Source organism: Neisseria sp. P0008.S002, from assembly GCF_051962805.1.
Taxonomy (GTDB): domain Bacteria; phylum Pseudomonadota; class Gammaproteobacteria; order Burkholderiales; family Neisseriaceae; genus Neisseria; species Neisseria perflava.
The window spans coordinates 1-26,149 of sequence record NZ_JBQCUY010000003.1; the positions used below are offsets into that span (position 1 = coordinate 1).

25 protein-coding genes, 3 tRNA genes and 1 pseudogene are annotated in these 26,149 nt (G+C 47.7%); 10 read left to right on the forward strand and 19 right to left on the reverse strand.

The genetic code is table 11. From position 1 onward, the window contains the following. Positions 1 to 77: 77 nt before the first annotated feature. The 4 genes and pseudogenes from ACTHSA_RS03540 to ACTHSA_RS03555 form a co-directional block, all read left to right on the forward strand. Positions 78 to 1,280 (forward strand): annotated as a pseudogene (locus ACTHSA_RS03540) (TonB-dependent receptor); the annotation flags it as partial. 96 nt (positions 1,281 to 1,376) lie between these two features. Further along, entirely contained in the window at positions 1,377 to 1,796 is a 420-nt protein-coding gene (locus tag ACTHSA_RS03545; RefSeq protein ID WP_107737467.1) for an extensin, read from the forward strand. Positions 1,797 to 1,875: 79 nt separating this feature from the next. Next, entirely contained in the window at positions 1,876 to 3,099 is a 1,224-nt protein-coding gene (locus ACTHSA_RS03550) for an MFS transporter (protein ID WP_440367622.1), read from the forward strand. Positions 3,100 to 3,242: 143 nt separating this feature from the next. Beyond that, a complete protein-coding gene (locus tag ACTHSA_RS03555; protein ID WP_063075298.1) occupies positions 3,243 to 3,731 on the forward strand; it encodes a DUF456 domain-containing protein in 489 nt (162 codons plus the stop codon). A gap of 61 nt (positions 3,732 to 3,792) precedes the next feature. On the opposite strand, the gene ACTHSA_RS03560 is transcribed toward ACTHSA_RS03555, so the two are convergent. The 6 genes from ACTHSA_RS03560 to ACTHSA_RS03585 all read right to left on the reverse strand — a co-directional run bounded on the left by ACTHSA_RS03560 (position 3,793) and on the right by ACTHSA_RS03585 (position 9,143). Then, on the reverse strand, positions 3,793 to 4,452 hold the full coding sequence (locus tag ACTHSA_RS03560; RefSeq protein ID WP_070826230.1) for a YecA family protein: 660 nt from the start codon (positions 4,450 to 4,452) through the stop codon (positions 3,793 to 3,795). 34 nt (positions 4,453 to 4,486) lie between these two features. Beyond that, positions 4,487 to 5,278: a TrmH family RNA methyltransferase gene (locus ACTHSA_RS03565; RefSeq protein WP_070826287.1), complete on the reverse strand. Its 792-nt coding sequence runs from the start codon at positions 5,276 to 5,278 to the stop codon at positions 4,487 to 4,489. Between the two features lie 118 nt (positions 5,279 to 5,396). Beyond that, complete coding sequence (locus ACTHSA_RS03570; protein WP_440367625.1) at positions 5,397 to 5,945, reverse strand: sigma-E factor negative regulatory protein; 549 nt, start codon at positions 5,943 to 5,945, stop codon at positions 5,397 to 5,399. A 5-nt stretch (positions 5,946 to 5,950) separates the two neighbouring features. Next, positions 5,951 to 6,550: an RNA polymerase sigma factor RpoE gene (gene rpoE / locus ACTHSA_RS03575; RefSeq protein WP_063068110.1), complete on the reverse strand. Its 600-nt coding sequence runs from the start codon at positions 6,548 to 6,550 to the stop codon at positions 5,951 to 5,953. A gap of 210 nt (positions 6,551 to 6,760) precedes the next feature. Then, a complete protein-coding gene (gene tilS / locus ACTHSA_RS03580) occupies positions 6,761 to 8,095 on the reverse strand; it encodes a tRNA lysidine(34) synthetase TilS (protein WP_440367627.1) in 1,335 nt (444 codons plus the stop codon). Between the two features lie 88 nt (positions 8,096 to 8,183). Next, positions 8,184 to 9,143 carry an acetyl-CoA carboxylase carboxyltransferase subunit alpha gene (locus tag ACTHSA_RS03585; RefSeq protein WP_440367629.1) on the reverse strand — a complete coding sequence of 320 codons (960 nt, stop codon included), beginning with the start codon at positions 9,141 to 9,143 and terminating at the stop codon, positions 8,184 to 8,186. 204 nt (positions 9,144 to 9,347) lie between these two features. Here ACTHSA_RS03585 and ACTHSA_RS03590 point away from each other — a divergent pair, with 204 nt between their 5' ends. Beyond that, positions 9,348 to 9,749, forward strand: coding sequence for an RNA-binding S4 domain-containing protein (locus ACTHSA_RS03590; RefSeq protein WP_003679090.1), 402 nt, complete (start codon positions 9,348 to 9,350; stop codon positions 9,747 to 9,749). A gap of 93 nt (positions 9,750 to 9,842) precedes the next feature. Here the strand turns inward: ACTHSA_RS03590 and ACTHSA_RS03595 are convergent, their stop codons facing one another. The 4 genes from ACTHSA_RS03595 to ACTHSA_RS03610 form a co-directional block, all read right to left on the reverse strand. Beyond that, positions 9,843 to 11,042 (reverse strand): hypothetical protein, encoded by a 1,200-nt coding sequence (locus ACTHSA_RS03595; RefSeq protein WP_004519731.1) that lies wholly within the window; start codon positions 11,040 to 11,042, stop codon positions 9,843 to 9,845. Between the two features lie 96 nt (positions 11,043 to 11,138). Beyond that, positions 11,139 to 12,902 (reverse strand): exodeoxyribonuclease V subunit alpha, encoded by a 1,764-nt coding sequence (gene recD / locus ACTHSA_RS03600; protein WP_440378801.1) that lies wholly within the window; start codon positions 12,900 to 12,902, stop codon positions 11,139 to 11,141. Between the two features lie 132 nt (positions 12,903 to 13,034). Continuing rightward, positions 13,035 to 13,718 (reverse strand): lipoprotein-releasing ABC transporter ATP-binding protein LolD, encoded by a 684-nt coding sequence (lolD, locus tag ACTHSA_RS03605; protein ID WP_070460784.1) that lies wholly within the window; start codon positions 13,716 to 13,718, stop codon positions 13,035 to 13,037. Then, positions 13,711 to 14,961 (reverse strand): lipoprotein-releasing ABC transporter permease subunit, encoded by a 1,251-nt coding sequence (locus ACTHSA_RS03610; RefSeq protein WP_004519734.1) that lies wholly within the window; start codon positions 14,959 to 14,961, stop codon positions 13,711 to 13,713. The genes lolD and ACTHSA_RS03610 overlap by 8 nt, the downstream gene beginning before the upstream one ends. A 214-nt stretch (positions 14,962 to 15,175) precedes the next feature. On the opposite strand from ACTHSA_RS03610, the gene ACTHSA_RS03615 reads away from it, so the two are divergent. Continuing rightward, the gene (locus ACTHSA_RS03615) at positions 15,176 to 15,463 is read left to right on the forward strand and encodes a hypothetical protein (protein WP_003683377.1); all 288 of its coding nucleotides are present in this window, start codon (positions 15,176 to 15,178) and stop codon (positions 15,461 to 15,463) included. 62 nt (positions 15,464 to 15,525) lie between these two features. Here the strand turns inward: ACTHSA_RS03615 and recR are convergent, their stop codons facing one another. From recR to rnr, 4 genes are all read right to left on the reverse strand, one after another. After that, positions 15,526 to 16,131 (reverse strand): recombination mediator RecR, encoded by a 606-nt coding sequence (gene recR / locus ACTHSA_RS03620; RefSeq protein WP_003679078.1) that lies wholly within the window; start codon positions 16,129 to 16,131, stop codon positions 15,526 to 15,528. A gap of 82 nt (positions 16,132 to 16,213) precedes the next feature. Beyond that, entirely contained in the window at positions 16,214 to 18,067 is a 1,854-nt protein-coding gene (locus tag ACTHSA_RS03625; RefSeq protein ID WP_440366949.1) for a SurA N-terminal domain-containing protein, read from the reverse strand. Positions 18,068 to 18,212: 145 nt separating this feature from the next. Beyond that, positions 18,213 to 18,560 carry an ArsC family reductase gene (locus tag ACTHSA_RS03630; RefSeq protein ID WP_004519737.1) on the reverse strand — a complete coding sequence of 116 codons (348 nt, stop codon included), beginning with the start codon at positions 18,558 to 18,560 and terminating at the stop codon, positions 18,213 to 18,215. Positions 18,561 to 18,642: 82 nt separating this feature from the next. Beyond that, positions 18,643 to 21,138: a ribonuclease R gene (gene rnr / locus ACTHSA_RS03635; RefSeq protein ID WP_440378802.1), complete on the reverse strand. Its 2,496-nt coding sequence runs from the start codon at positions 21,136 to 21,138 to the stop codon at positions 18,643 to 18,645. Positions 21,139 to 21,217: 79 nt separating this feature from the next. Between rnr and ACTHSA_RS03640 the strand changes: the two genes are divergently transcribed. The 3 genes from ACTHSA_RS03640 to ACTHSA_RS03650 all read left to right on the forward strand — a co-directional run bounded on the left by ACTHSA_RS03640 (position 21,218) and on the right by ACTHSA_RS03650 (position 21,583). Beyond that, positions 21,218 to 21,304, forward strand: a tRNA-Leu gene (locus tag ACTHSA_RS03640). A gap of 38 nt (positions 21,305 to 21,342) precedes the next feature. Then, a tRNA-Leu gene (locus ACTHSA_RS03645) sits at positions 21,343 to 21,429 on the forward strand. Positions 21,430 to 21,492: 63 nt separating this feature from the next. Further along, positions 21,493 to 21,583: transfer RNA gene (locus ACTHSA_RS03650), tRNA-Ser, on the forward strand. Between the two features lie 179 nt (positions 21,584 to 21,762). Here the strand turns inward: ACTHSA_RS03650 and ACTHSA_RS03655 are convergent. The 5 genes from ACTHSA_RS03655 to dnaQ form a co-directional block, all read right to left on the reverse strand. Continuing rightward, entirely contained in the window at positions 21,763 to 22,500 is a 738-nt protein-coding gene (locus ACTHSA_RS03655) for a thermonuclease family protein (RefSeq protein WP_070585431.1), read from the reverse strand. Positions 22,501 to 22,573: 73 nt separating this feature from the next. Then, positions 22,574 to 23,245 carry a ribose-5-phosphate isomerase RpiA gene (rpiA, locus tag ACTHSA_RS03660; RefSeq protein WP_003679072.1) on the reverse strand — a complete coding sequence of 224 codons (672 nt, stop codon included), beginning with the start codon at positions 23,243 to 23,245 and terminating at the stop codon, positions 22,574 to 22,576. Positions 23,246 to 23,288: 43 nt separating this feature from the next. After that, entirely contained in the window at positions 23,289 to 23,768 is a 480-nt protein-coding gene (gene ispF / locus ACTHSA_RS03665) for a 2-C-methyl-D-erythritol 2,4-cyclodiphosphate synthase (RefSeq protein ID WP_070712723.1), read from the reverse strand. Between the two features lie 32 nt (positions 23,769 to 23,800). After that, positions 23,801 to 24,487, reverse strand: coding sequence for a 2-C-methyl-D-erythritol 4-phosphate cytidylyltransferase (gene ispD / locus ACTHSA_RS03670; protein WP_070712720.1), 687 nt, complete (start codon positions 24,485 to 24,487; stop codon positions 23,801 to 23,803). Next, positions 24,484 to 25,221 (reverse strand): DNA polymerase III subunit epsilon, encoded by a 738-nt coding sequence (dnaQ, locus tag ACTHSA_RS03675; protein ID WP_070712717.1) that lies wholly within the window; start codon positions 25,219 to 25,221, stop codon positions 24,484 to 24,486. Before dnaQ ends, ispD begins: the two co-directional genes overlap by 4 nt. 341 nt (positions 25,222 to 25,562) lie before the next feature. Here dnaQ and ACTHSA_RS03680 point away from each other — a divergent pair, with 341 nt between their 5' ends. Further along, positions 25,563 to 26,039: a hypothetical protein gene (locus ACTHSA_RS03680; RefSeq protein ID WP_049348077.1), complete on the forward strand. Its 477-nt coding sequence runs from the start codon at positions 25,563 to 25,565 to the stop codon at positions 26,037 to 26,039. Positions 26,040 to 26,149: the final 110 nt, after the last annotated feature.

Here is a 26,149-nt window from a genome sequence, read left to right on the forward strand (position 1 = left end):
GATCTATCAACCATCTGAGGGTGGTATCAGATTGATGGGGTGAAGGTGCCCCATCAACCATTAAATCCGTATACCCTTTAAAAGAAAAGCCCGTGTTCGTAACCGGCTCGACATCGGGCATCTGGGACGTATCGTGGCAGCTTAACGACTATCTGAAACTGGAAAACAAACTGATTTACGGCCGCTACCACAACGAGCGGCTGCACCTGCCGATGACCGTCAGACCGCAAGGCGTGCCCGCCGAACTCAAAGGCCGCGAACTGCAATGGGAGCCGGTATTGCATTTTTCCAACAAAGGCCGTCTGAAAGGCCTTGCCGGACTGCACTACTTCCGCAGCAAACAAGACGAATGGGGGGACATCCGCAACGTCGGCGGCCGCAACACCTTTGACGACCGCAACAGCGTGCGCGCCCTGTTTGCCGAAACCACATACAGCCCCAGCGAAAAATGGGACATCACGGCCGCCGCCCGCATTGAAAAAGAAACGCACAAACGAAGCGGCGGTAGCGGCGCACTGCACCTTGATTTAGACAAAGGCCAGACCGTGTTCCTGCCCAAAATCGACATCGCCTTCAAACCCACTGACCAATGGGTCAGCGGCATCAAAGCCGCGCGCGGCTACAACCCGGGCGGCGCGGGCATCACCTTCGGCCGCCCCGTCGTAACCTACACTTATGAACCCGAATATGTGAACAACTACGAGTGGTACACCCGCTGGCGCAGCGCAGACCGCCGCCTGCAACTCTCCGGCAACCTGTTCCTGAACCACTACCGCGACATGCAGCTTCCCTTCTATCTCGGCACCAACTCCGTCGTCATCCGCAACGCCAAAAAAGTCCATACCTACGGCGCAGAACTCGCCGCCGACTGGCAGGCGACCGACAGCCTGAAACTCACCACCGGACTGGGGCTGCTCAACACCAAAATCAAAAGCTATCCCGACAGCGGCATCGAAGGCAACAAACTCGGCCGCGCACCCAAATACACCGCCAACATCGGCGTGAAATACCTGAACGACAAAGGCTGGGAAGCCGGCGGCGACGTGCGCTTCTACGGCGGCTACTACTCCGCCGCCAACAATGCCGAATCGGGCAAAATCGGCGCATACAACCAAGTCAACCTCTACACCGCCTACAACTTCAAACAAGGCCGCATCTCGCTCTACGCCGACAACGTGTTCAACCGCCGCCGCCCCATATTCATTTCCAGCGCCGACCGCCAAGACGCACTCTACCAACGCCCCAGAAGCGTAGGCGTGAGCGCAGAATGGAAGTTTTAAATGAAGCTGAAATGATAGAGGCCGTCTGAAAAAACATAGGTCGGACATTTATGCCCGGCCTACCGTTTATTCCTCCAAAACACCCAAAGGAATCCCATGCACTACTTCACCCCCGCCAAAACCCTGCCCGAAGGCACCATCTACCTGACCGACCTGACCCACGTCGCCGACTTCGCCGACTGGCTGACCGAATTCGAAACCCTGTTAAACCAAAACTCCCGCTTCGCCACCGTCTGCACCCCGATGCGGCGGCAGGTAAGCGATGAACAGCGCATTGCCGACCGCAAAACTTACATCGAATGGATAAAGGCACATCGGCCGCAACTGTCCGAACGCTGCGCCGCCATGCTCCTTATCGAACCCGACGCGGCGCAATTGGCGTTCTTCCGCGAGCAATCGTCCAAACTCGGCCCCGCGCTGGGCGTGAACTACATCGTCGAAGCAGATGAAACAACCGCCCTACTTCGCGCAGAAGAAGCGTTGAAGGCCGTCCGAAAAGATACTAAACCTATTTAAATACAAATCAAGTATTGCCACCCAATATGTTCAGACGGCCTTGTCCCTTTATTTGCCTCATCTTCAAAAGAATCATGTGATGTCCGACAATCAGACTTCCCCAAACTCACGCGACTGGCTGTTGCTTATCGGCGGCAGCACTTACAAATTCACGCTAACCGGTTTTTATCTGGTCGCGCTGGTCGCTATTTTGAAAAATCACGGTTACAGCCTGAACCAACTGAGCTGGATTCATTTAATCGGCAGTATCGAAGCAGCGAAGGTATTGTTTGCCACACTGATGGAGCGGCAGCCAGCGGGGCGGTTCGGGCGGTTTCGCGGCTGGCTGCTGGCGGCGACGCTGGGGCTTTCGGCCGTGTTCGGGCTGATGGCCTGTACCGACATAACGCAGAACTTCGCGCTGCTTTTGACCTGCTGCATACTGCTCTCGGCGATGTCGGCGGTGTACGGCTGCGCGATGCTGGGTTTGTCGTGCATCGTCCTGCCGCACCGCGAACGCGGTTTCGGCGGCGTGATTCAAACGATGGCTGCGCGCGGCGGCAAGATGATCGGCGGCGCACTGGTGTTGTGGCTGTATCAGGAATACGGACAGACGGCGGCGGCCGGCTTGATGCTGGCGTTCAGCCTGCTGATGTTGCTGCAACTCTTGTACTACCGCGAGCCAGAAAGTCCGACTGCGCAGGGCAGTTGGACGGCGTTGGCAGCACGGCTGGTTTCTTTTTGGCAGCAACCTGAAACGGGCTGGCGGTGGCTGGTTTTGCTGTTTGCCATTGCCGCACCGTATGCGTTTATGGCGGCAACTTTTGTACCCAAACTGGCGGATTTGGGCTTCACTCCGAAACAGACGGGCGGAATTTTGGCGGTAGGTATTCCTGTTGCCTGCCTGATTGTAACGCCGCTGTCGGGCTGGTTTTCGCGCAATTATCCGCGCCGCAAACTCGTTTTCCTGCTCTACGCGCTGCAACTGCCGCTTTTGGCGTCCATGACTGCCATCGACACGCTCGCCCGCGTCCGCTCTTGGCTGCCCCCCGCGCAAATCATCGCCCTGAGCCTGAGCTACACGCTGCTGCTGCCGGTGATACTAGCCTTGGTGATGGACAAATCCGACCGTGCCACCGCTGCACTCGACAGCAGCCTGCAATTTTCCGTGGTTCTGCTCGGCAGTTACGCGGCCGGTTTCGCCGCCCTACGGCTGGCAAAGGCTATTGGTTATACAGATGCGTATTGGGTTGCAGTGTACTTTGGCCTGCTTTTATATTTGAATAGAAATTTATTCAATCATTCAGAGCATGATTTACAATAATTCGCTCAGATATTTATCCATCGATTTTAATTGGGCGCGCCTCCGGATAATTTTTCATTTTATTGCACAATCTCTCATGAAAATATAACAAAACGTGCCCATAATACTGCCGTTATTACACTCTTAAATTCAAAAGGAACCTCATGACTGCTGTTCTCATCGTTCTCGGCTTGATTGCCATTGTTGTCGGCATTTTAGGCACTATTTATCCCGCCTTGCCCGGATTGGGTTTGATGTTTGGTGGCGCATGGCTGTTGGGTTATGCCGGCGATTATCAAGTGTTTGGCTCGGGTACGCTGACCTTTTTGGCCATCGTTGCCGTATTCGGTACTGCGATGGACTATGTGGCGGGTGCGCTGGGTGCAAAATATACCGGCGCAAGTAAAACCGCGGTTTGGGGTGCGTTTATCGGCGGCATCGTTGGTGCATTTTTCTCCATTCCCGGCTTGTTGCTCGGCCCGTTGACCGGTGCGGCCATTGGCGAATTTATCGCACGCAAAGACACTTGGCAGGCAGGCAAAGTCGGTATCGGTACGTTTATCGGCTTCATCATCGGTACCGTGGCCAAAATCGGCTGCGCCTTGACCATTGCACTGACTATCCTGTTTGTTTGGTTAGCCTCATTCTTCTAAACAAAAAATATTAAAGGCCGTCTGAATTTCAAGCATTCAGACGGCCTTTTTATTTCATGGTTTATTTGCCGCAGCAGGCTTTGTACTTCTTACCGCTGCCACACGGGCAAGGATCGTTGCGCCCCACTTTTTCGCCTTCACGGCGTACGGTTTGCGGCTTATTGATGATGGCCTGCCAGTACCAGTAAATATCAAGCAGGACATGCGGCAAATCAGATTCCAGCTGGGTCAGCTCTTTTTCATTCAGATGCAAGATGACTTCGCCGTTTTCCCCATCGTCATAGATACCGCCCAAAGCCATAATCGGATAGAACAAATCTTCAAACTCTTCCTGATCGACTGCTTCAAACCAATCGGTAGGCACAATATCCAGTGCGTAAAGATAAGCGTTACACCAAGTGTAGAAATCCGGATTGCCGGCTTCATCTTCATAAAACCACAAATCAGGCAAAATCTTCTCGTTGAGCTTCATGCGCATATCAGCGGCCATTGCCATTACCAAACGCTCGATTTCGGTGCGCTCTTTAGCATCAAACAAAGATTCTTCACCCAAAATCTCAGGCAGCCAGTTGGTCGGGTTCAAAGCATCCGGACCGCTCAATAAAGCCATCATAAAACCTTGAACCTCATCACAACGCATGGTGTTGTGGGCTTCGGATTTGGCATCCAGCAATTCCATCAACCGGCTGCGTGCCGCTTCATCAAAAGTCAGTATTTGCATTTTTGTTCCTTAAAATAAAATCGTATTATTGTTTTCAGACGGCCTGGGCATGGATACGCTGCCGCATTTGTTCAAACAGACAAACCGTCGCCGCCATCGCGACATTCAAGGATTCGGTTTGCCCCAACATAGGAATTTTGACACAGGCATCGGCCTTCTCTTTTACCGTTTCGCTCACGCCGCTGCCTTCGTTGCCAAACACCCAAGCACAAGGTTGACTGAGGTCCATTTCATACAAACCGATATTGCGCCCGCCCAAGGCAGTTGCCCAAATTTGATGCTGATACGTTTCCATCCAAGCGGATAATTCCACTCGGCTGAAAATAGACAGCAGAAAATGCGCGCCCATCCCCGCTCGCAACACTTTGGGCGACCAGATATCCACGGAATCATTGCCGCACACAATTTGCTTGACTCCTGCCGCCGCCGCGCTGCGCAAAATTGTGCCTGCATTGCCGGGGTCTTGTACCCGCTCCAATACCACGCAATCGCCGTCTGAAGGCAAGTCTGCCTGTTTCGGAATATCAATCCAAGTCATCACATCATCGGCATCAGTCAGACTGCTGATTTTAGACAGCGCTTCGTTACCGACCCAAGTAATCAATCCCTCATCCAACTGTGCCGTAATTTCTTGAATTTCAGGATGTTGCTGTTTCTTTTCAGGCAGGTAAACCTGTTTGGGCGTACCGCCGCTTTGCAAATAAGTTTGCAGCAGATGTACGCCTTCCAATACGGTTTCACCGCTTTCGCGCCTTGCTTTGGCCTGCATCAGCAGACGGAATAAATGTTTGAGCTGTTCGTTTTGAGCAGAGGTAATCAGTTTCATGGAACGCATTATAACTGTTTTGACTTCGTTGAAGCTATGCTTTCAGACGGCCTGACGGTTTTGCTTTGGAAATAAAAAACCCTTGCAATAAAGCAAGGGTTTTACATGATTTCATTTTTTACTGCACAACAGTCTGCTGCTCATTTTGCTGCTCGGTGCGGACAGTAGGACGGTTTTCAAGTTTACCGTCTTTTGCCGCATTCGGCACAACAGTCTCGCCAGGCTCGGAAGCCGCTTTATCAACAGGCGTACCGCTTACCGGAATGATATTTTGGGCAGGCTGAGTATTAGACTTCTCTGCAACTGGCATAGCGTCACGAGAAGTTTGCGGTGTAAATTGCCATACTGCAACAGCAATCGCACACACACTGGCAGCAGCTGCGAAGAATTTGAAGAAGCCGCTATTAGCCGCTTCACGCTGAGCATATTTTTCCTGTTTGCCTTCAGCTTCGGCTTGAGGCACTGTAAATGCTTTGCTTTGCATGGTTTCACCGGCAACACTTGCCGCTGCACCCTGACGGATACAGTCGCCGATAATGTGGTACTCATGCCAAGCGCGCATAGCTTCCTCGTCTGCCAATACGGCATCCAGCATCTCATCAGTCAATGCTTCACCGTCCATCAATGCAGACACATACTCCAATGCTTTATTTGTTTTTTCGTTCATTTTTATTACCACCTTTGATCTTCAGAAGTATCCAACAGCGGCCGCAAATCTTTTGCAATCAGTTCACGCGCTCTGAAAATACGCGAACGTACAGTACCTATCGGACAATCCACTACCCGAGCTATTTCTTCGTAAGACAAGCCATCCATTTCCCTAAGCGTAATGGCTTGACGCATATCGTCTGGCAGTTGCGCAATGCTTGCTTCGACGGTCTGCAAGATTTCCCGATTCATCATTTCAGCTTCCGGCGTATGGTAATCCGCAACCTGATCGGTTAAATCAAGAACATCTCCCTCCTCATTGGCTGCCTCCGAGCTGACAAAAAACTGGCGACCCGAAGTGGTCAGGAAATTCTTTGCCGTATTGATACCGATACGGTACAGCCATGTATAAAACGCACTCTCACCGCGAAAATTAACCAGCGCACGATAAGCCCTAATCATTGCCTCTTGGGTTACATCGTGCACTTCATGCTCATCCTGAATAAAACGGGAAATCAGTCTGTTTAGCCGACGCTGATACTTGGACATCAGCATCTCGAATGCCTTATGGTCACCTTTCTGCGCGCGCTCCACCAAAACTTGATCTATTTGGCGATCGTTCATACCCAACCTTTAATCGTTTTACTGCTTTAAACCAAAAAATAGTAAAGCGTGCTGTGCACAATAAAGACAGCATCGCTTTGAAATAGTTCCACAAGATTACATTTAATCGCAAAAGTTTATTCGTGCATATACTCTAACATAGGCTGTATTGCTTATTATATATACACTTAGCACAAGTAGTTAAATTACTAATACTTACTAAATTTACAGTTAGTCTCTTTGCTTTTCTGCTATATATTTGACCAACTTTTCATGAACAGGCAGATAGCCTTCCCCTATTTGAACATCGCTTCCCACCCGAAGATTAACAACAGCAAGGCACTTGTTGCCCATACTTAGGATAATCGGCCAATAATTACGGACGAGTGGCACAATATGACACTCTTGCAATAGTTTTTCGACTGATTTTTCCCTCTGTCCCGACTGAAGCACATCACCTTTGGCCACACTTCTAAGTACCGCCGGCTTCTCCAACTCCTCTGCCGACAAACCTCCCTTAAACGGTAATAAAACAAAACCATTTTCGAGCAAAATATCTTTCAGACGGCCTCGAACTTCCCTGCCATTACACCAAGGCAGTTTTTGAAACTCACTTTCCTGACAAACAAACAACTTGTCTCGATATGCGACCAGTTCCCCATCTGGCAAATTCAACTGCGCCTGATCAGCGGTTTCCAACACTCGGGCAAAATCGGCAATACTGTGATAAGAAGGCAATGATTCTGTTTGCTTTCGCAAAAAATACCAAAGCAGCCGACGACGCAAAAGCGGCGTACATTTCCGCCACAGACTGATGCTGAATATTTCGTTTGGACTGATGCGCTGATATTCAGACTCAATCAATTCATCTAAAAGCTGCAAATCTTCCTGCAATAATCGAACATTGGCACAAATTTGCCGCTCAAAATTCGGAATACGTTGCTGCCATTGCGGTAAAGCCTGATTCCTCATCCAATTGCGTAAATAGCCGGAGTCTTCATTACTTTCGTCTTCAACAAAAGATAATCCCCACTGTTGCGCATACTCAGCCAATTCCTGACGAGAAAATGCCAAAAGTGGTCGCCAGATTTGAATTTCTTCATTTAAATTACGCCATACAGGCATGGCTGCCATACCGCGTAATCCGCCCCCGCGCACAGCCGACAACATAAATGTTTCGATTTGATCATTGTGGTGATGGGCCAAAACAATAATTTTCCTCAGGCCGTCTGAAAATGCCTGATATCGGGCAGCCCTAGCTGCCGCTTCCAAACCTTTTCCTTGGTTTTGCACATTAACGCGGCACACCCGCAAGGCAACATCCAGACGCTGACAATAATCCTGACAAAATTTTGCCCAACTGTCGGCATTGGTGCTTAAACCGTGATGAACATGAACGGCACGCAAATCAAAATGGCGAAATTCGCGCATCCGATGCAAAAGATGCAGCAGGACGACAGAATCTAATCCGCCACTCAAGCCAACTTCAAAAACAGTATGGTTCGGCAAATCAGGAAAAGCTGTTTGAAAACTTTTAAATAGGGAATCAGGGGATACTTGCGACATTTCAGACGGCCTGAAATTGTGAATGACTCAAAAATAGAACACAAAAAAAGCAAGCAGCGACATCTGCTTGCTTTTTCAGCAGTCAAACTTATTTATCGGTAAATTTACCGTAAGCCATGATGCGGTCAAAACGGCGAGAAAGCAAGTCAGGCATGGTCATACTTTGCGCTTCGCTTAATTGCTGCTCCAAAACGGTTTTAACGTTTTTCATCGTGGTTTCAAAATCACGGTGTGCGCCGCCCAAAGGCTCATCAATCACTTTGTCGATGACATCCAATTCTTGCAGGCGTTTGGCGGTAATACCCAATGCTTGCGCGGCATCTGCTGCTTTTTCAGCAGTTTTCCAAAGAATAGAGGCGCAACCTTCGGGAGAAATCACCGAATAAGTCGAGTATTGCAGCATATTAACATAGTCGCCGACAGCCACTGCCAACGCGCCACCCGAACCACCTTCGCCAATGATGGTGCACAATACCGGCACATGCAGGCGGGTCAGTTCGTACAAATTACGGCCGATGGCTTCAGACTGGCCGCGTTCTTCTGCACCAATGCCCGGATACGCGCCTGGTGTATCGACAAAGGTCATAACTGGAATATTGAATTTTTCGGCAGTCTTCATCAAGCGCAATGCCTTACGGTAACCCTCAGGACGCGGCATACCGAAATTACGGCGGATTTTTTCTTTGGTATCGCGACCTTTTTGATGGCCGATAACCATCACGCTTTGGCCGTTGAAACGCGCCAAACCGCCGACAATGGCATGATCGTCAGAATAATGGCGTTCGCCATGCAACTCTTCAAAATCGGTAAAAATACCGTTGATGTAGTCCAAAGTATAAGGACGTTGCGGATGGCGGGACACTTGTGAAATTTGAGCCGGAGTCAGCTTGCTGAAAATTGACTTGGTCAACTCGCTGCTTTTCTTTTGCAGTCTGGCAATCTCGTCGGAAATATCAACGGCAGATTCGTCTTGTACGAATCGCAACTCGTCAATTTTATTGGTTAATTCGGCGATGGGTTGTTCGAAGTCCAAAAAAACGGGTTTCATAAAACAAAGCTCTCGGTAACGGTTGCTGACATGATACGCTAATCAGACGTATTTGACAGCATTTCTCAAAGGGAAACTGCCATCTTTTGCAATAAAAAATCTTTCAGACGGCCTTTAACAAAGAAATAGTATATCTGCACTAAACTCATGAAGTGCCGTATCTTATGATAAACTTCAATTCAGTTCAATCATTTCAAACAGGCTATGAAAAACGATCATGACAATTCGTCCATGCGCTTGGACAAATGGCTTTGGGCCGCGCGCTTTTTCAAGACCCGCGCGCTGGCACAAAAACATATTGAGCTGGGCAGGGTTTTGGTAAACGGCTCAAAGGTGAAAAACAGCAAAAATATTTCTGCCGGCGACACCATCGACATGACTTTGAACTCCCTTCCCTACAAATTCAAAGTTGCCGCGCTCAATCATCAACGCCGACCGGCACCGGAAGCGCGTTTACTCTACGAAGAAGACATGAAAACGGCTGCCGAACGCGAAGCTCAAAAACAGCTCGACCAAGCCAGCCGCATCAGTGCCGCTTATCCGGACGGACGCCCAACCAAACGCGACCGCCGCCAGCTTGACCGTATGAAACGCGATAGCTGGTAAGCGTCGAATCCATTATTTCAGACGGCCCCATATCCATGCCGTCTGAAAACCAAAAACAGGCAGGACATCCTGCCTGTTTTTTATTTGTAATGATTAAAATTTATATTCTAACTGACCACGAATAACGTTTACATCCTGCTTATCCGTGCCGACAGTAGGTGTAACCTGTTTACCGGCCAAATAGAAGCCTTTGAGTTTCCAGTTTTTCCAAGGAATATAGGTCGCACCGATTTGCACGCCTTGGACGTTTTTGCTGTAATCCTCAACAGAAGAGACACCGGACAACAAACCGACACGGCGGTAGTTCAAGAATACGTCGTAAGAATTGCGGACGTTCCAGTCGGCCAATTTATAGCGTACTTCAGTGAACACGCCATCATTTTTAATTTTTTGTCCGGCATCATTATAGGCTTTGATATTGGACTTGCTGACTGCGGCCATCCAATGCCAATCGTCATTAAACTTGATATCCGTACCGATTTCTCCAAAGACCGCATTTTTCTTCGCACCGCGTACATCGATGTCTTTCATGTAGCTGACCGTTGCGCCGACGTTGATATTCTCATTTACAGGCAACACGCTTTGAACTGCGGCAAAATGTCTGCGACGGCCACCAATGCCCCATGTGTTGTCGTTTAGATTGCCAGTACGGCGGCCCGCATAGATTTTGGTAGGCAGGGTTTTATTGTCGAAGAAGATTTCGCCGCCGGTTACTTCGGTATCCCATACGCGGCCGTATGAAGAGAACGCACCAAATTTACCGACACGCGCTTTAATATTGTTGTACAAAGTACCTTCGGCATACAGTTTATTCACCGGCACATCATGATCGCCGTTGAACTTACCGGTTTCCAAATCGATATTCGGCTCGATTTGGGCAACCAATTTCCAATCTTTATACAGTTTTGCGCGTAACCAAAACTCCGCATTAAAGTTGGCATTGGTATCTTCAGGCGTCGGATTAACGCTGCTGTTGTTGGCATTGATGTCTTTGGTATCCGCACGCACGCGCAAACCACCATTTATAGTCAATAAATCATTGAAAATACTGATTTTATCGTCATCTTTGCGAATAATACTGCCGGAATTGACGTAATCGTTGGTGGTGGACAAAGCCGCCGCATCACGTCCGCCATCAGCATTCTCTGCCAAAGAATAAGACGATGAAGCCAATAAAATACAGGTTACAATCAGTTTGGTTTGAAATTTCATGCCGACTCTCCAAAAGAAGGTATTGAAAGTGAAGTATTCGATAAAGCGTACAAAATTATGAATTTCGTATAAATTATTCATTTTATTTACTAATTATTTTTATCGTATGTAAATTAGTGTAATCAGTCAAGCAGATTTAAACGCTTTATCCTCTTTCAGACGGCCTCTTGATTCAGGTCAAACAGAATCCTGCTCATCAAGCTGTTCAAACTGCCATTCCAAGGCATCGGCCAATGCCGTCCTGCGTTTTTGATGGCATCCCACAGCCTGACATAATTCCTCCGCATTTCCCCAAAACACAAAACGTTCACGCGCACGGGTAATGGCTGTGTAAAGCAGAGCCTTATCCAAACCTCGGGCTTCTTCTTCGCTTTCCGTCGTTGCAGGCACTGACGGGGGCAACAGCCATACTTCCCGATATTCCGAACCTTGGCTCTTATGCACCGTCATGGCAAAAGCCGATTCAAAATCAGGCAAACGGCTGATGGCAATTTTTTTGAATCCATCTTTCTCAGGAAAATAGGCAGACAAGCCATTCAACGATTCTTCATCTTTCATAATCAGCCCGATGTCGCCGTTAAACACTTCCAGCATGTAATCATTATGCGTAATCATGATGATTTGTCCGGCAAACCAAGGCATTTCGCCCGAAACCTTGCCTTGTCGTTGCAAGTATTCTTGATAAGCCTGATTCAAATCATCCGCATCCTGCCGCCAAGCTGCCAATACCACCACATCGGCCGCATGACCATAAGCGAGTGCAACATTATTCTCTGCCACAGCCTGCCAATAATCCTGTTGCTTTTGATACAGCAAGGCAACCTGCTCTTTCAGACGGCCTGATTTCATTTCCAATTCTTTGGGGAACTTGTCAAACTGTTCGACCGCAGTTTGCTTTTCCCCGGACACCACCGCCCTTGCCAAACAACCGATACCGCTGTTTGCACCGAAACGGTGGCTGAACGTCAATTTGGCATTGTTTTGCGATAAAACCTGTGGCTGCCCTTTAATCTCAAAGCCATGATCAGGCAGGTACACTTCCAACTTTTCAGCGGTTTCTTTATCCAAAACTGTCGGACGCGACAATGCCGCCAATACGGCTCCCAAGCCAACCGACGGCAACTGGTTTTCATCGCCAAGCAACACCAGACGACAACCGGTCGGCACGGCACGCAATAAATCCAACACCAGCGGCAAATCCAACATCGAAGCCTCATCCACCACCAAAACATCCAAAGCGAGCGGATGTTCATGATTGAACGCAGGGCGCATTTGCGGCGGACGCAGTTTCAACAATCGATGGACGGTCTGCCCTTCCAAATTTTCCAAATGCGCTTTGATACTTGGAGGCAAATCAAAACCGTCCAAAGCACGCTGTAAAGCCCGTGCCATATGCGCAGCCGCTTTGCCCGTCGGCGCCGCCAACGCGATACGGGGCAACTTCGTACTGTTATTACAAATCAGGCCCAAAAGCTTTGCTACGGTCGTCGTCTTCCCCGTACCCGGCCCGCCGGTAATCAGCATAAAGTTTTGCAGCAAAGCCAAAGCTGCAGCATCCCGTTGCTCTTTACTGTCTTTAGTATCAAACCAGTCGCTCAGGCTTTTTGAAGCCGCCATAAAATTTACTTCTTCCGCCTCGGCACTGGCCAGCCGTTTGATTTCAACAGCCAAATCATGTTCCAACTGCCACATCCGCCCCAAAAACAATTTCCGTCCGTGCAGAATAAGCGGTTTATCCGCATTGCCGACCAAATTCGGCAAGTTACTTAAGGCATCAACATCCGCTTTATCCAAGTAAATAAACGAATGCCCGTTTTGCAAGGCTGCAAACAGTCGAACCACATAAGGCTCAATAACGGATGCGCCCTGTACTTCGTGGCGGCGGAAAAACGCTATGGCCGCATCTGCGGCAGAGGAAAGGATAGAGTCGGTCGGATTCATGGCTCAGAATTGATTGATACGGAAAAAAGAAAGGCCGTCTGAAAAACAGCGTTTCCATAAATGAAAACCTATTTTTCAGACGGCCTCTATTATACCGTTCAAAGCATAAAATATTTGCCTGAAATAATAACCTTATTGCAACACTTGCAGGCTGCCGTCTTTCATGGTCATTACCCGGTCGAAACGCTCAGCCAGTTCGTCATCATGGGTCACCACAATCAGGCTGGTGTTCAATTCGCGTTTCAAATCCAGCATCATATCCAGCACATTTTGCGCATTTTTACGGTCAAGGTTCCCCGTCGGTTCATCTGCCAACAGGCATTTCGGCTCATTAACCAAAGCACGGGCAATCGCCGCACGCTGACGCTCGCCTCCGGAAAGTTCACTCGGACGGTGCAGCATACGCTTATCCAAGCCAACCTTTTTCAGCATTTTGACAGCCTTCTCCTCAGCCATCGCCTTGGGCATTTTGCCGATTAAAAGCGGCATCATGACATTTTCCAAAGCAGAAAACTCAGGCAATAGATGGTGGAACTGATACACAAAACCCAAATAACGGTTGCGCAATTCGCCCAATTGTTTTTGGCTCAAACCGCCCAAATCCTGATCCATCAACATTACCTTGCCTTCAGACGGCATATCCAAACCACCAAGAAGGTGCAGCAATGTGGATTTACCGCTGCCTGACGAACCGATGATACTCACGCTTTCCGCTTCGGCAACTTCAAAATCCAAATGATTCAACACTTGTACATTCAATGCGCCATCATTATAGCTTTTGCCAACGCCGATACATTTCAAAATTGTCTTACTCATAACGCAAAGCCTCCGCAGGTTGGGTTTTTGCAGCACGCCAGCTCGGATACAGTGTGGCAATAAATGCCAAGCCAAGCGAAATGCAGGCAATAACGGCGACGTCCTTCAAGTTCACATCGCTAGGCAGGTAATCGATGAAATAAACCTGTGAGTTAATCAAATGCACGCCGAACAGGTCTTCAAAAAACGCGACAATCTTGCCGACATTCCAACCCAGCAATACACCGCACACCACGCCCACAAGCGTACCGAAGAACCCCGCAAAAGCGCCCTGCACCAAGAAAATCTTCATAACGCCGCCCGGGGACAAACCCAACGTGCGCAAAATCGCAATATCGGCTTGTTTTTCCGTTACCGCCATTACCAAAGACGAGACAAGGTTAAACGCAGCAACCGCGATAATCAGCGTCAAAATGATGAACATCATGCGTTTTTCCAACTCAACGGCTTCAAAATAGCTGCGGTTGTTAAACGTCCAGTCGCGCACCCATACTTCATCTTTTTTAGCATCGGGAATCAACTTGGCAATGAAAGACGGCGCATTCTGCGGATCAGCCAATCGTAAACGCAGCCCACCGACATTTTCACCCAGTCGATACAAGACTTGCGCATCCTTGATATGCGTCATGGCCAATGTGTTATCGACTTCATATACACCGGTTTTTACCACACCGACCACATTAAACTGCTTCAAGCGCGGCACTACACCGGCAGGAGTAACATTCCCCTCAGGCGTAATCACTGTAACCTTGCCACCAATCTCCGTGCCCAATGCCTCAGCAAGCCCTTGACCCAAAATAATATCAAATTCGCCCGGCTTCAAATCGTCGAAACTGCCGGCCGGCATATCCTTGCCGTAATCAACGACATTTTTTTCTTCAGACGGCAAAATACCGCGTATTTGTACACCGCGCACTTCTCCTGCATTAGCAAGCAAAGCCTGATCGGAAACATAAGGCGCGCTGGCCAATACTTCCTTTTTGCCTTTTACAAATTCGCGCAAACTCTGCCAACCCGGCGCACTGCCGACATCGTAATAGCCGATTTCTGCATGAGGTGCGACGTTCAACAATTGACCTCGTATCTCTTTCTGAAATCCGTTCATTACCGATAACACCACAATCAGCGCCGTTACACCCAAGGCGATACCGACGATTGAAATCATGGTAATAAATGACATAAAGCCATTGCGTTTTTTCGCACGCAAATAGCGCAGGCCTATCCAAGTTTCTAAAGAAGCCATTCAAAAATGCCTCATTCGTTTGTCAAAAATGGCTTATTGTACCGTAAAACCGACAGGTCGTCCGATTGCCCGACTGATGTAGCATTCAGGGATAAAGTGTATGTAAAACCATGTATCTTCCCGTAAATTCCGCCGAAAAACTTGCACAATCGGCCAATCGCCCTTATTCTGAAGCTGTGACACACTTTGTCACCATCAAAAAGGAAATACACTAATGAACAGCAAAAAATTCTTGGCCCTCGTATCCGTAGCTGTAGGTTTGTCATTCAGCTTCAATGCATATGCCGCCAAAGAAATCAAAATCAGTTCAAACAATACCGCTTACTCCGACGCCGATGTTCAAAAACTGGCAGCCACTGCTGTCGGCATGGGCGTAAAAGAACCTGTCAGCCTCAACAGCGGAAACGGTGTTGTTACCGTATCCGGCAGCAGCGCAACCAAATGCGCATTTAAAGTCGGCAACGGTGATACGCCTCAAATTCAAGGCGTCAGCTGCAAATAATCTGATTTCATCAATGAAAAGGCCGTCTGAAAAACATTCAGACGGCCTTTTTATATTGGCATTTAAGATTGGATATTTCTTCTATCGTAAACAGCCTGTGCCAAAGTACCGGCATCCACATATTCCATCTCGCCGCCCAAAGGGATTCCCCTTGCCAACCGGCTGACTTTATAAGGAAGATTTTTAAACAATTCCGCCAATACATACGCTGTCGCGTCGCCTTCGGCTGTGAAGTTGGTTGCAATGATAATTTCCTCAATATCACTCGCCTGCAAACGGGCAACCAGCTTATCTAATGCCACTGCCGAAATATCCATGCCCTGCGCCGGACTGACTTGCCCCATCAAAACAAAATACAGGCCATCATGGCAATTAGCCGCCTCCATACTGGAAACATCCGCCGGCATATGCACAATCATCAAGCGGCTTTTCTCACGTTTTTCGTCGGCGCAAATTTCACACAAATCGCCTTCGCAAAATGTATTACACATCCGACAATGCTGCACCTGTCTTAAGGCAAACTGCAAAGCATCCACCAACTCCTGCGCTTCTTCGCGTTTGTACTGTAAAAGCTGGTAAGCCATGCGTTGAGCGGATTTCGGGCCGACATTAGGCAGGATTTTTAATGCATTAATCAAGCGGACAAAGGCATCAGGATTTTTACTCATGATTTCAGACGGCCTTTAAAAAGATAGCTAAAAATAAGAAAACAGCCGGAATTCATCCGGCTGCCCTACTCTAATATTCTGCTTATTCGGCAGCATTATTAACTTGTTGTGCACCTTGCGTACGATCGATTTTCTTATCAAAATACTGGAGCAAGGCATCGAAAACATTGGCGGAAAGCTGCTGAACCAAAGCCTGTTTAGCAGCCGGAATCTGTGAATCGGCATTTTCAGGAGCAGAAACGCTCTGAACTTCCATAATCACCGGCGCAGGCATACCTTCCAACAATGTATACGCAGGTTTGCCGCCGACAGGACGCGCTTTCAGCAAAGCTGCATAAGCCTCCGGAGACATGGTTTTACGTGCATCTTGTGCGCTCAATTGAGAAACAGGCGACCATTGAACATCAGCAGCTTTACCGGCTTTCAATGCGGCCAAAGTTTCCTGGGCTTTTTTCTCTGCCAGTTTGGCGGCTTCAGAGCGCTGATATGCTGCACGGACATTGTCTTTGACTTCCGCAAATGGTGCGATTTTCTCTTCGCGCACTTCTTTCGCACGAATGACCCAAACGGTTTCGTTGTTGATGGCAATTACTTCAGAATTGTGTTTTTTCTTCAGTACATCGTCGCTAAACGCAGCATTAATCAACGTTTCAGGCAAACCTGCCTCTTTCGCACCCGCTCTGGTCACCCATTCATCCAAGTTTTCCACTTTCAAACCTGAATTGGCGGCTGCTTTTGCCAAAGAAGATGGATCATTGAAGGCATCTTCACCCAATTTTTCTTTAGCAGCATTAAAGGCAGAAGCTGCTTTTTTCAGTTTCAAGGCTGCTTCGATACGCGCTTTGGCTTGTTCCAAAGTCGGCTCAGCTTCGACATTCAAAACTTTAATGACGTGATAACCCAAAGATGATTTTACGGTATCGCTGACTTCGCCTTTGCCCAATGCAAATGCCGCTTTATCGAATTCAGGTCCAAAGCCGCTGCCGCCACCTTTGCTCAGATAACCCAAGTTGCCGCCTTTATTGCTGCTGGACAAGTCTTTGGAATACTTGGCCGCCAGTTCGGCAAACGAATCCGGATGCTCTTTAAGCTCCGCAGCCATTTTGTCCACTTCTGCTTTAATTTCCGCATTACTTGCTTCATCTCCGTTAGGCATGACCGGAATGAAAATATGCGCAATTTCGGCTCTTGGCGACAAATCTACACTTTTGCTGTCGTAAGCTTTTTGTACTTCTTCCGCACTGACGGTTTGCTTGTCAGCCAAATCTTTGATGTTCAAAGCCACATATTCCAGCTTAACGGCTTGAGGAATCAAGTAATCTTTTTTATGCGCTTCATAATACTTTTGCAAAGCCGCATCATCTACTTTTACTTGTGCCGCAAATGCTTCAGGGCTGAACGTAAATGAACGGATGGTACGTGTTGCTTGAGTCAGGTTAATCAACTGACGTGCTTGCGCATCGCTGACCAAAGCGCCGTTTTGCACTAAATTCAACAGATTTTGCAATTGGAACTGTTCGCGGATATCTTCAACGAACTGATCCTCGGTCATCCTGCGTTGATCCAAATATTTCTTGAGCAAATCCTGGCTGAATTTACCGGAAGCATCATGGAAATTCGGATCATCCACAATAACTTGCTTGATTTGCTCCTGAGACACAGCGATGCCCATCAGCTTGGCACCTTGCTTCAGATAAGCACGTTGCAATAACGATTGGAATACCGCATCACGCGAAGGTGCATTATTGCCGGCAGCCTGCTCGTTTTGTATCGCAATCTGTAAAGCATGCTCGCTGACCTTCTCATCCCCGACTTTGACAATGTAATCAGAACCCGGCGAAGACAAGTTATTGGCACCGAATCCGATAAAGGTCAGACCGATGATACCTAAAACAATCTGGGCGGGTGTTTTATATTTTTCAACAATATGGAACATATTTATCCGAAAGAAAAGTTTGGCGCGGCAGCCAGAAAATGCTGCCGCAAAAATCTTAAAATCCTGAAAACAGGCTCAAAGCGCGTATTGTAACGTATTTTTTCGAGGCTTGCTTTTTCAGACGGCCTAAAAACCTAAAAATACCTTATCCGAAAATTTCCTGATACGCTTCTACTGAAAATCCGACATGAACCTGTCCTTCTTTGACCAATACAGGCCGCTTGATGATGCTGGGATTCTCCACCATCAAAGCAATCGCACCTTCTTTTGTGGCGGCAGATTCTTGCGCATCTTTATCCAACTTGCGCCAAGTCGTACCTCTTTTATTGAGCAAAATTTCCAAAGCCGCCTGACCCAGCCAGCCATCAATCAATTCGGCAGTCGGGGCGTTTTTCTTAAAATCTACAAACTCAAACTCGATGCCGTTTTCCGCCAACCAACTGCGCGCTTTTTTAACCGTATCGCAATTGGGAATACCGTATAGTTTTATCATCTTAATTTATCCTTGGTTTTATTCATAAAATCACAAATTCAGGCCGTCTGAAACTTTTCAGACGGCCTGAATTGAATGCAGCTTATTTCTTAGCAGCTTTCTTTACTTTAATCTTCACGCTTTTGCCTTGCGCGTTATTTTTATGCCCGGCTTTGACGGAAGTTGTTTTCGCCTGCGTTTTTTTCTTACCTGCGGCTTTAGGTTTGCTTGGCTTGGCAGGCTTGGAGGCAGGTTTACTTTTCACCTTGCTCTTCTTTGCCTTCATGGGAGCAGCCAACGCTTCATCAATTTCTTTAGCCGACAGTTTACGCTTACGCTTTTCGACAGACTTGTCAGCAGCTATTGGCTTGCTTACAGGTTTTGCTTTTCTACCTCCGCGTTTCTTACCGACTGAACCGCCGCTGATTAAGGTCAAATCAATCTTGCTGGTATCCAAATCGGCTCGCGCGACTTTTACAGTAACCGTATCGCCCATGTTGAAACGGACACCACTACGCTCGCCCTCAATTGCCATAATTTCAGGACGGAAGTTGAAATAATCCTCTCCCAAATCGCTGATATGTACCAAGCCGTCGATATGAATATCGTCCAAGGTTACAAAAATACCGAAGCTGGTCATGCCCGAAATCTTGCCACTGAAAACTTCGCCGACTTTGTCGCGCATATAATAAGTTTTCAGCCAGTTTTCCACATCGCGGCTGGCATCATCGGCTCGGCGTTCGCAGAAAGAGGTATGCACGCCCAAAGCCTCCCAGGTTTTATTGGGTTGGTAAGTTTGTCCGTTCAATACAGCTTTAATGGCGCGATGTACCGTCAAATCGGGATAACGGCGGATAGGCGAAGTAAAGTGTGCATATGCGCCATAAGCCAGACCAAAGTGACCGTCGCAATGAGGCTCATAAACCGCCTGCTGCATAGAACGCAGCATCATCACTTGTAACAATTCCGCGTCCGGACGGTTTTTAAATTGCTCGGCAAGCGCAGCATAGTCTTTCGGCGTCGGATTATCGCCGCCCCCCAAACTCAGCCCCAGTAAACCAAGCTGCTCGCGTAAAGTGGCCAGTTTTTCGGGAGTCGGACCCAAGTGATTGCGGAATAAAGCCGTATGTTTGTTTTTCAGCAAAAATTCTGCCGCGCAAACATTCGCCGCCAACATACATTCTTCAATCAATTTGTGCGCATCGTTGCGGACGACTGGAACGATCTTGTCGATTTTACCGTTGTCGTCAAAAATCATCTGAGTCTCAACGCTCTCAAACTCAACCGCGCCACGCTCGAAACGTTTTTTCTGCAAGATTTTAAATAACTGATACAGAGTATCGATTTGCTGCTTAAACGGATGATCCTGGCCGTCTGAAATCCAATCCCAGACCTGATTGTAAGTCAGTCGCGCATGCGAACGCATTACTGCCGGATAGAAGCGGTATTCCTTGATATTGCCGGCATAAGTAATCACCATATCGCACACCATACACAGGCGTTCGACATCAGGATTGAGCGAGCAGATGCCGTTGGACAACTTCTCCGGCAGCATCGGAATCACACGGCGTGGGAAATACACGCTGGTACTGCGTTCCTGAGCATCTACATCAATTCCGTCATCAGGACGGACATAATGGCTGACATCGGCAATTCCCACCACCAAACGGTAATTGCGGCCGACTTTTTCAGCAAAAACCGCATCGTCAAAGTCCCGCGCAGTTTCTCCATCAATGGTTACCAGAGGCAAATCGCGTAAGTCCACGCGTCCTTTCAAGTCGGTTTTACGCACATGATCGGGAATTTTCTTCGCGGCTTTGACACATGCTTCGCTGAATTGATGAGGCAAATGGTGCTTGCGTACAGCAATTTCGATTTCCATACCGCTGTCGGCATAATCGCCCAACACTTCAATCAGCTTAGCCACAGCAGGACGATGCGCTTCAGGATACGTCTCAATTTCAGCCACAATCACCTGGCCGGATTGCGGTTTAAAGTGCGCCACGCTTTCAGGTTCCAGTACGATACTTTGGCTCAAACGCTTGTCTTCGGCCTCCAAAATGGCCACGCCGCGATCCATATAAAAACGGCCGACCACTTTAGACTGCGCACGCTCCACTACATCCAAAACCGTACCTTCACGACGGCCTCTGCGGTCGATACCGGCAGGACGAACGGTAACAATATCCCCGTGCATTACACCGCGCATCTGACGCTCATACAAAACGAAATCGCCCTCGCCTGTCGGCGTTAGCGGCACGGCAAAACCAAAACCGTCTTTATGCGCTTCGACACGGCATTTAACCAATGCCAATTTTTCTGCCGCACATACCGCGCCACGTCGGTTGATCAACACCTGACCATCGCGCGCCATCGCTTTCAGACGGCGTTCGAAGAATTCATATTCATCTTCTGTAATCGACAATTCATGTGCCAAAGCTTCGATCTTTGTCGGCACACCTTTTTGTTCCAATAATTCAATAACCCATTCACGGCTGGGCAACGGATGAGCGTAACGTTGTTTCTCCCGCTCCAAATATGGGTCTTTTTCTCGTAAATTTAAAGATTTAGTATTTTTGTTCATTTTGATAGTTGACATTCTTTTTTTAAAATATATAATAGCTGCTTCTTCGCAGTTCAGGTAGTCAACTGTACCTTAAATTGAAGAATAAAGCAAAGCCCAGGTGGCGGAATTGGTAGACGCGCTAGCTTCAGGTGCTAGTGTCCTCACGGGCGTGGAAGTTCGAGTCTTCTCCTGGGCACCAAATAATTTGGTGCTTCTTTGCTTAAGAAAATTTAAATTGCCCAGGTGGCGGAATTGGTAGACGCGCTAGCTTCAGGTGCTAGTATCCTCACGGGTGTGGAAGTTCGAGTCTTCTCCTGGGCACCACTGATAAATCAATCAGTTAAGTTTTCACATTATTCTGAATAAGAAGTCAGGATAATAGTCCACAGAGAGGTGGATGAGTGGTTTAAGTCGCACGCCTGGAAAGCGTGTATACGTGAATAGCGTATCGAGGGTTCGAATCCCTTCCTCTCTGCCAGATACTAAAGACACCAACTAACGGTGTCTTTTTTCATATCCGCCCTTCTTAAAAATATTACACCATACTTTTATTTCTATTACCCTCTAATCATAAACCTGCCACTCATTCTTATCTTATACTAAATTGTAATGATTAAAGGCCGTCTGAAAATTTTCAGACGGCCTCTTTCTTAAAACTTACCAAATCCCAAACCATTGTTTATCAGATTGCTTTTTATTGCCGTTCTGCTGCTCGTGGTTTTGATGGCGAAATTGCCAAGGTACTTGCGGATTGTCTTTTTTCCATAAACCTTTACGTTTTTCCTTGGCTTGTTTTTGTGCGGCCGAATAGTCGGTGTAAGCGGTTTTACTTTGTTGTTTTTTGGCATAACTTTCATAATACCATGCGGCGCCATCCCGTATTTGCATCAAATTCAAGTCAATCGTGCCGACTGATACTTGTGCAACTTCGCGCTGGTAACGGTCGGCTTCAAACACGCGAACTTTGGCTTTTTTATTCAATGCAGCATCAATCAGATTGTCTCGTGATTGCGTACCATAAGCCTGATTGATTTCCGGCGCATCGATATAGGCCATACGGATTTTGTGTTTCCTGCCGTCGCTATCGATAATGTGCATGGTATCGCCATCATGGATTTTGATGATTTTTCCGTTGTATGTGTAGGATTGTCGCGATGACTTCTGTTTTTGTTCCGGTTTGGGTTTATCTTCGGCTTTGGTGTCAGATGTCGCTTTGACGACATTTTCCCCCAGCCATTCATTGACCTTTTCCAAACCGATATTATCACCTTGTGCCAATGTTGCGGCAACGCTTACCCCTGTACGAATCAACTCGGTATCGCGTGAGCTGTAACCAAGCGCGCCCAACACGGATAAAACAACGGGCAACCATTTTATAATTTTACTGATTTGCATATTTTGCCAAATTGAAGGCCGTCTGAAAGACCTGATGCACTTTCAGACGGCCTTTAAGATTGATTAATCTCCATTAATCCTGACAAGGCAGGATGACTTTTGCACCTTCTGCCGTACCCAAAACCAACACATCGGCGGCATCGCGGGCAAAAATACCGTTTTCGAGTACGCCGGTGATTTTATTGATTTCGTCTTCCATTTTCAGGGCTTGGTCGATATTGAGGCCGTGAACATCAACAATTTGATTGCCATAGAAAGTAGTATAACCGACACGCAACTCAGGCTGTCCGCCCATCGCAAGCAGTTTGCGCGACACCAGCGAACGGGCATTTTCAACCACTTCTACCGGCAATGGGAATTTACCCAAACGGGAAACGTATTTGCTTTCATCGGCGATACAGACAAATTTATCGGATGCGCTGGCCACGATTTTTTCGTTCAAATGCGCACCGCCGCCGCCTTTAATCATTTGCAGCGCGTGGTTGACTTCGTCTGCGCCGTCAACATAAACCGCCAAACCCATCACTTCATTCAGTGAAACTTCAGGAATCTCGTATTTTGCCAAAAGCTCGCTGGATTTTTTAGAAGTAGACACGGCACCCTTGATTTTCTTACCGCTTTTACCCAAAGCTTCGATAAAAAAGTTGATGGTAGAGCCGGTACCGATACCGATGTATTCGTTTTCAGGAACAAATTCCACCGCTTTTTCGGCGGCAATACGTTTAAGTTCGTCTTGAGTTGCCATGTTGTCAGTCTTTCAGTTTGAATAATAAAGTAATTTTAAGCTCTTAGGCTTTAATCAGCAATACTGCCGCTTGCGCTTCAATGGCTTCCATACGCCCCAGATAGCCAAGTTTTTCGTTGGTTTTACCCTTGATGTTCACGCAGTTTGCAGGCAAACCCAAATCTGCGGCAATATTGGCGCGCATTGCCGGAATATGTGGCGCAAGTTTTGGCTTTTGCACAATCACGGTCGTATCGACATTAACCACCTTCCAACCCAATGCCTGCACGCTTTGATAAGCCTCACGCAACAGCACACGGCTATCAGCATCTTTGAATTCGGCGGCAGTATCAGGAAAATGACTGCCGATATCGCCCAAACCGGCCGCACCCAATAGGGCATCGGTAATCGCATGCAAGAGCGCATCGGCATCTGAATGACCCAACAAGCCTTTTTCAAACGGAATGTTGACGCCGCCGAGTATCAAATCTCGCCCTTCGACCAACTGATGGACATCGTAGCCCTGTCCGATACGGATATTCATGTTTGCTTCCTTAAATAATGGGTTTTGATTGTTCAGACGGCCTTGAGCAACAATCTGACAATGTATTCGTCTTGCGGCAGCGTCAATTTTAAATTACGCGTATCGCCCTGCACCAAGCGCGGCCGGATACCCAGTTTTTCAACTGCTGACGCTTCATCCGTAATCTCACTCAAATCATCAACCGATAAGGCGCGATTTAATAAGGCCGTCTGAAAAAGCTGCGGCGTTTGCGCCTGCCATAATCCTGCGCGCGCAACGGTTTCATCAATATGATGATTGCCATCTGCCCGCTTGAGCGTATCGGCTACCGGTATGGCCAAAATACCGCCTTCATCATTCTCACCCGCCTCATCAAGCAAACGCGTTAACGCTTCAGCCGGCAGGCAACAGCGCGCGGCATCATGAACCAAAATATTATCTTTCGCCTCGGCCAAACCTTGCTTTAATAAAGTGGACACACCATTGCGTACCGTTTCAGCACGACTTGCGCCGCCTACTCGAAAGACGCGTACTTTCTCAGACAGGGCCGTCTGAAAAACCGAATCTTCCGGAGAAAGAATAACGGCAATTAAATCTATGCGGGGGTGTTTCTCAAAGATTTCTATGGTATGTTGCAATACAGTTTTACCATTGATTTCAAGATATTGTTTAGGTTTTCCTGCGCCAAATCGCGCTCCCACACCGGCAGCAGGAATCAAAGCGATATTGCGGCGCATCATGCTGACGCTCCGGCATTGGCCTCATCAGGCGTTTCGTCCTTTCGCCATACACACGCTTCGCCTAAATCGTCCAAATATTTCTCATGCGCGCCCAGCTCGTCCGCATTGGCTTTGATAACTTTCAACTGCGATGTACGTTTGGTTTCCGCAATAACGGTTTGTTTGACCTCGCCCTCTTCTTCCGCCTCGCCGCCCATCAGGTCGAACTGCTGACGCGTCATGGCAAGATAGACTTCACCCAAAAGCTCGCAGTCGATTAACGCGCCGTGCAAGACCCGTTTGCTGCGGTCAACGGAAAAGCGGTTACACAACGCATCCAAGCTTGCCTTTTGCCCCGGAAACATTTCACGCGCCATGGCCAGCGTATCGGTCACTTTGCAACCAAGTTCTTCAATAGAAGGCAAACCCATGCGGCGGAATTCCATATTCAGAAAGCCGACGTCAAACTTGGCATTATGGATAATCAGCTCTGCGCCACGTATAAAGTCGGCAATCTGTTTACCCACTTGAGCAAACGGCGGCGCATTCTTCGCTTCCAATACTTCAATCGTCAAACCATGCACCTTCGCCGCTTCCTCCGGCATATCGCGCTCAGGGTGGACATATAAATGAAGGTTGGAGTCGGTCATTTGGCGGTTGATCATTTCCAAGCCGGCAAATTCGACCAGACGGTCGCCGTTTTCAGGATAAAGACCCGTGGTCTCCGTATCGAGGATAATCTGACGTTGGCTCATGGTTAGTGGTTTCTGCAATTATCAAAACGTCCTGAATCATACTGAAGGCCGTCTGAAATGTATAGTCAGCAAAACTTTAGCTGCTTTTGCAATACCCTTTTATTGCTGGATTTTTTCAGACGGCCTTTATTCTTTTTTCATCTAATGACCATCTATTACGACATTTTTGAGTAGAAAACCCAATTTCTAAAAAATTTTTTAAATTTAATTTCTTTAATAATTAATATCTTACGTATAAATTAAATAATAGGAACAATTATCATTTGCAAATTTAAAAAATCGCCGTATAATACAACCCATCGAAACAAAACAACCGCACAACAGAATGAAAGGAGAAGAAAATGCCCGAAAGTATTTTTAAGCAAGTCTCCCTTGATATTCTGAGACTGCACCAACAAGCCATCCGCTCTTTGATCGCCACCAAGTGTTGCGATGAATGCGAAGTACATGACGCAGTATTCATTACTTTAGATGGCCGATATTATGTTTGGCTCCCTTGTATGGGCAAATCGCCCCAATCAGAAACCGGTATCCTGCTGATTGAAGATGAAGACGGCAATACACGCTTGAGCTGGGTTGCCGATACACGCGAAGTCAAGCAAAAAGACAGTCTGTACAACCGCGTTGTTTCCGCCCTGCAAAGAAAAATGCAGCGCACGAAAAACAAATTTATCCAGTCGGCAAACGCCCGATTGCTTGAGCTGACGCCTCAGCAAGGCCGTCTGACGACAAACAGCAAAGATTTCTCGCTTTCACCACATGACTTGATGAAAGCACTTTATCCGGCAACACATCAAATAGGAGAATTTGCCCTGTAACAGTTTTTGGTAGTGGTTTGTGTTCCTTTTGCGCCCCTTAAAATTTTAAAGGGGCGATTTTTTTACCCCTACTTTTCAGACGGCCTAAACACCGGTTTTCCAGTACAATA

What these genes read in the sequence shown, in the direction of transcription:
- ACTHSA_RS03550 (WP_440367622.1), top strand. Translation starts at nt 1,876, where the DNA reads ATGTCCGACAATCAGACTTCCCCAAACTCACGCGACTGGCTGTTGCTT.
- rnr (WP_440378802.1), bottom strand. Translation starts at nt 21,138, where the DNA reads ATGTCAACTATCAAAATGAACAAAAATACTAAATCTTTAAATTTACGA.
- ACTHSA_RS03565 (WP_070826287.1), bottom strand. Translation starts at nt 5,278, where the DNA reads ATGAAACTGATTACCTCTGCTCAAAACGAACAGCTCAAACATTTATTC.
- recR (WP_003679078.1), bottom strand. Translation starts at nt 16,131, where the DNA reads ATGAGTAAAAATCCTGATGCCTTTGTCCGCTTGATTAATGCATTAAAA.
- ACTHSA_RS03545 (WP_107737467.1), top strand. Translation starts at nt 1,377, where the DNA reads ATGCACTACTTCACCCCCGCCAAAACCCTGCCCGAAGGCACCATCTAC.
- rpoE (WP_063068110.1), bottom strand. Translation starts at nt 6,550, where the DNA reads ATGAACGATCGCCAAATAGATCAAGTTTTGGTGGAGCGCGCGCAGAAA.
- ispD (WP_070712720.1), bottom strand. Translation starts at nt 24,487, where the DNA reads ATGATGCGCCGCAATATCGCTTTGATTCCTGCTGCCGGTGTGGGAGCG.
- ACTHSA_RS03555 (WP_063075298.1), top strand. Translation starts at nt 3,243, where the DNA reads ATGACTGCTGTTCTCATCGTTCTCGGCTTGATTGCCATTGTTGTCGGC.
- ACTHSA_RS03615 (WP_003683377.1), top strand. Translation starts at nt 15,176, where the DNA reads ATGAACAGCAAAAAATTCTTGGCCCTCGTATCCGTAGCTGTAGGTTTG.
- ACTHSA_RS03630 (WP_004519737.1), bottom strand. Translation starts at nt 18,560, where the DNA reads ATGATAAAACTATACGGTATTCCCAATTGCGATACGGTTAAAAAAGCG.
- ACTHSA_RS03625 (WP_440366949.1), bottom strand. Translation starts at nt 18,067, where the DNA reads ATGTTCCATATTGTTGAAAAATATAAAACACCCGCCCAGATTGTTTTA.
- dnaQ (WP_070712717.1), bottom strand. Translation starts at nt 25,221, where the DNA reads ATGAGCCAACGTCAGATTATCCTCGATACGGAGACCACGGGTCTTTAT.
- tilS (WP_440367627.1), bottom strand. Translation starts at nt 8,095, where the DNA reads ATGTCGCAAGTATCCCCTGATTCCCTATTTAAAAGTTTTCAAACAGCT.
- rpiA (WP_003679072.1), bottom strand. Translation starts at nt 23,245, where the DNA reads ATGGCAACTCAAGACGAACTTAAACGTATTGCCGCCGAAAAAGCGGTG.
- ACTHSA_RS03590 (WP_003679090.1), top strand. Translation starts at nt 9,348, where the DNA reads ATGAAAAACGATCATGACAATTCGTCCATGCGCTTGGACAAATGGCTT.
- ACTHSA_RS03610 (WP_004519734.1), bottom strand. Translation starts at nt 14,961, where the DNA reads ATGGCTTCTTTAGAAACTTGGATAGGCCTGCGCTATTTGCGTGCGAAA.
- ispF (WP_070712723.1), bottom strand. Translation starts at nt 23,768, where the DNA reads ATGAATATCCGTATCGGACAGGGCTACGATGTCCATCAGTTGGTCGAA.
- ACTHSA_RS03680 (WP_049348077.1), top strand. Translation starts at nt 25,563, where the DNA reads ATGCCCGAAAGTATTTTTAAGCAAGTCTCCCTTGATATTCTGAGACTG.
- ACTHSA_RS03655 (WP_070585431.1), bottom strand. Translation starts at nt 22,500, where the DNA reads ATGCAAATCAGTAAAATTATAAAATGGTTGCCCGTTGTTTTATCCGTG.
- lolD (WP_070460784.1), bottom strand. Translation starts at nt 13,718, where the DNA reads ATGAGTAAGACAATTTTGAAATGTATCGGCGTTGGCAAAAGCTATAAT.
- ACTHSA_RS03595 (WP_004519731.1), bottom strand. Translation starts at nt 11,042, where the DNA reads ATGAATAATTTATACGAAATTCATAATTTTGTACGCTTTATCGAATAC.
- ACTHSA_RS03585 (WP_440367629.1), bottom strand. Translation starts at nt 9,143, where the DNA reads ATGAAACCCGTTTTTTTGGACTTCGAACAACCCATCGCCGAATTAACC.
- ACTHSA_RS03570 (WP_440367625.1), bottom strand. Translation starts at nt 5,945, where the DNA reads ATGAACGAAAAAACAAATAAAGCATTGGAGTATGTGTCTGCATTGATG.
- recD (WP_440378801.1), bottom strand. Translation starts at nt 12,902, where the DNA reads ATGAATCCGACCGACTCTATCCTTTCCTCTGCCGCAGATGCGGCCATA.
- ACTHSA_RS03560 (WP_070826230.1), bottom strand. Translation starts at nt 4,452, where the DNA reads ATGCAAATACTGACTTTTGATGAAGCGGCACGCAGCCGGTTGATGGAA.